Origin of the sequence: Mesorhizobium sp. M7A.F.Ca.CA.001.10.2.1, assembly GCF_003998575.1 — a bacterium.
Classification (GTDB): Bacteria; Pseudomonadota; Alphaproteobacteria; order Rhizobiales; family Rhizobiaceae; genus Mesorhizobium.
The window spans coordinates 1-2,821 of sequence record NZ_RZQY01000735.1 but is presented as its reverse complement, the minus strand read 5'-3'; the positions used below and the strand labels follow the sequence as shown (position 1 = coordinate 2,821).

2 protein-coding genes and 1 pseudogene are annotated in these 2,821 nt (G+C 64.5%); 2 read left to right on the top strand and 1 reads right to left on the bottom strand.

Features of this window, described 5'->3' with window-relative positions:
* Window positions 1-212: pseudogene (locus tag EN964_RS30855) on the bottom strand (response regulator transcription factor); the annotation flags it as partial.
* A gap of 46 nt (window positions 213-258) precedes the next feature.
* Between EN964_RS30855 and EN964_RS30850 the strand changes: the two are divergent.
* A complete protein-coding gene (locus tag EN964_RS30850; protein WP_206517176.1) occupies window positions 259-1,032 on the top strand; it encodes a response regulator in 774 nt (257 codons plus the stop codon).
* Window positions 1,033-1,116: 84 nt separating this feature from the next.
* Window positions 1,117-2,821 (top strand): sensor histidine kinase (locus EN964_RS30845; RefSeq protein ID WP_164776106.1); only part of this gene is annotated, 1,705 nt, incomplete at its 3' end.

Below are 2,821 nucleotides of genomic sequence, written 5' to 3'. Positions count from 1 at the left end.
CCATAACGCCGGAGCAGGTCCCGCCCCTCCGCCTGGCTGAGACTGTCGCCGACGACGACGACGTCGATGCCCTTTCCCGACAACAGCGATTCGGCCTCCCAGGGCTGGCGCGCCTGATGCACATCGTGACCGCGCCGCTCGAGATGGTCGGCGAGTTCGGTCGCCACCACTTCGGCTACCGAAACGAGCGCAATGACGGATCGTGCAGCCATGTTTTCCAACCGTTCCCTAGCAACCCGGATATGAGTGCTGGACATGATGTTTATACCCAATCTACTTTCCACTGAAAGTGGGAGCGAAAGCATCGTGCGGGCAAGAATTGTCATCGTCGAGGACGAGCCCGATCTACGGGACGCGGTCGCCGAATATCTTGGCGCCGCCGGCTATGAGGTGGCCACCGCCGAAAGTGCTGCCGCTGCGCGCAGCCTCGTTGAAACGCAATCGTTCCATCTCGCCATTCTCGACATCGCCATGCCGGGCGAGGACGGCCTCTCGCTCGGCCGCTGGCTGCGTTCGAAACTGCCGATCGGCATCATCTATGCGACAGCGGCCGGCACCGCGCTCGACCGCATCGTCGGGCTGGAACTCGGTGCCGACGATTACATCGTCAAGCCCTACGAATTGCGCGAAGTGCTGGCCAGGGTGCGCAGCGTGTTGCGCCGCGTTCCCCAGCCGAAGGAGCTCCAGGACAAGAAGGCCGGGACGGATCGCCGTTCCGTTGCCTTCGGTCCCTTCCAGGCCGACCTCGACGGCAGGCTGGTCACCGGCGCCAATGGCGCGGTGATCGACATGGCCAAGAGTGAGTTCGACGTGCTGGAGATTTTCCTCACCCGCGCCAATCGGCTGCTAACCCGCGCCGCGATCTCCGAGGCGATTGGCTTCACCGAAGATCCGGAATCGTCACGCGCCGTCGACATTCGCATCATGCGGCTGCGTAAGAAGATCGAGGCCGATCCCGCCAATCCGAAATTCCTGCGCACGGTGCGCGGCGAGGGCTATATCTTCTCGCTGCCGACCGGCGACGGCAACTGAGCACCGGGCCAGAAGGATTCGGTTGCTCGCCAGCCAGAATTGGCACGACTCCGAATTGGCGCGACTCCGGAATGACAGCACAAGATGATCGCTGAAGCAGCAAGCACCGATATGCAAGGGTTCAGGCAGGGCGCGGCGATGGCGGCCGTGCGTGTCGTTCGCCGGCTGCGCGAGGCCGGCGACTGGCAGCGCGAGATAGACGGCATACTGGAAACGCTCTGCCGGGCCATGGATTGCCAGCGCGGCATCCTGTTTCGCTTGCGCGAGCTGCCCGGCCAGGGCTTCGCCCAATCCGTCGCAGCCTACTGGATCGACCCTCTTTTCGGCGGCGAACTGGCGTCGCCGACCGTCATCATGCAATCGATCGTCAATTCGGACCCGCTGCTGGAGCGGCTGGCCGAGGACGAGAGGCAAGGCAAGGTGTTCGCCGGGCATACGCGCGACCTTGAAGGCTTCCTGAGGGCCGACTTCGAAAAACAGCACATCAAGTCGTTTCTGTCGGTGTCGGTATTTGCGCATGGCCATCTCTGGGGGACGCTGGCAGTCAATGACTGCGTCAACGAGCGTGCATGGACGGACGAGGAAGAGGCGACCCTGCACATCATCGCGCTGGCCATCGGCGACGCCATCGAGCGCTCGCCCTCCGACGCCCACGCCAGCGAGGTCATTCGCCGCACCATGCTGCAGGCCTCGCTCGACGCTATCGTCGTCATCGACGAGACCGGCTCGATCATCGAATTCAATCCGGCCGCCGAGAAGATGTTCGGCTTCCAGCGCAGCGACATCCTCGGCAAGGACCTGCTCGATACGATCGTGCCGATCTACTACCGCAAGGGCTATGCCTCAGGGGCCGAATACATGTCCGGCCGCGGCGCGCCGATGGTCGGCCAGCGGCTCGAGACGGTGACCCAGAATGCCGCCGGCGAAGTGTTCCCGATCGAGCTGACGGCGACCGAGATGCGGGTCGCCGACCGCCGCCTGATCTTCGGCTCCATCCGCGACCTGCGCGACAAATTGCGTGCCGAGGAAGAAATCGGCCGGCAGCGCGAGAAGCTGCACCAGAACGAGAAGATGGCGGCAATGGGTTCGTTGCTGGCCGGCGTGTCGCACGAACTCAACAATCCGCTGGCCGTGGTTGTGGCGCAATCGACGCTGCTGCACGAATTCGCTTCCGATCCGCAGACCAAGGTGCGCGCCGAGAAAGTCCGCGCCGCGGCCGAGCGCTGCGGCCGCATCGTCAAGAGCTTCCTGTCGATGGTCCGCCTCCATCCCGCGGCACAGGCCGAGACCGACCTCAACCAGGTGATCCGGTCGGCACTCGAAGTGACCGCCTATGGCGCGCGCTCAAGCGGCATCGTCATCGACACCGATTTCGCCGCCGGCCCGCTGCTGGCCATGGCCGACGCCGACCATGTGACGCAGGTAGCGGCCAACTTCCTCATCAACAGCCAGCACGCCTTGGCTGGCATTGCCGGTGACCGGCTGATCAAGGTGCGGACGTTCCGCAGCGACCGCGGTCATCCCTGCTTCTCGGTCGAGGACAATGGGCCCGGCGTGCCGGAAGCGATCCGCGGCCGCATCTTCGAATCCTATTTCACCACCAAGCCGGTCGGCGTCGGCACCGGCATCGGCCTGTCGATCTCGAAATCGATCATCGAGCGGCACAATGGCAATGTCTGGTTCGAGGAAGTGCTCCCGAGAGGCGCGCGTTTCGTCGTCCAGCTGCCGGCCATCGTGGCCGGCCTCGCCACCGCCGGCGACAACCAGCCGCGATCGAGCGGCCTGCGCC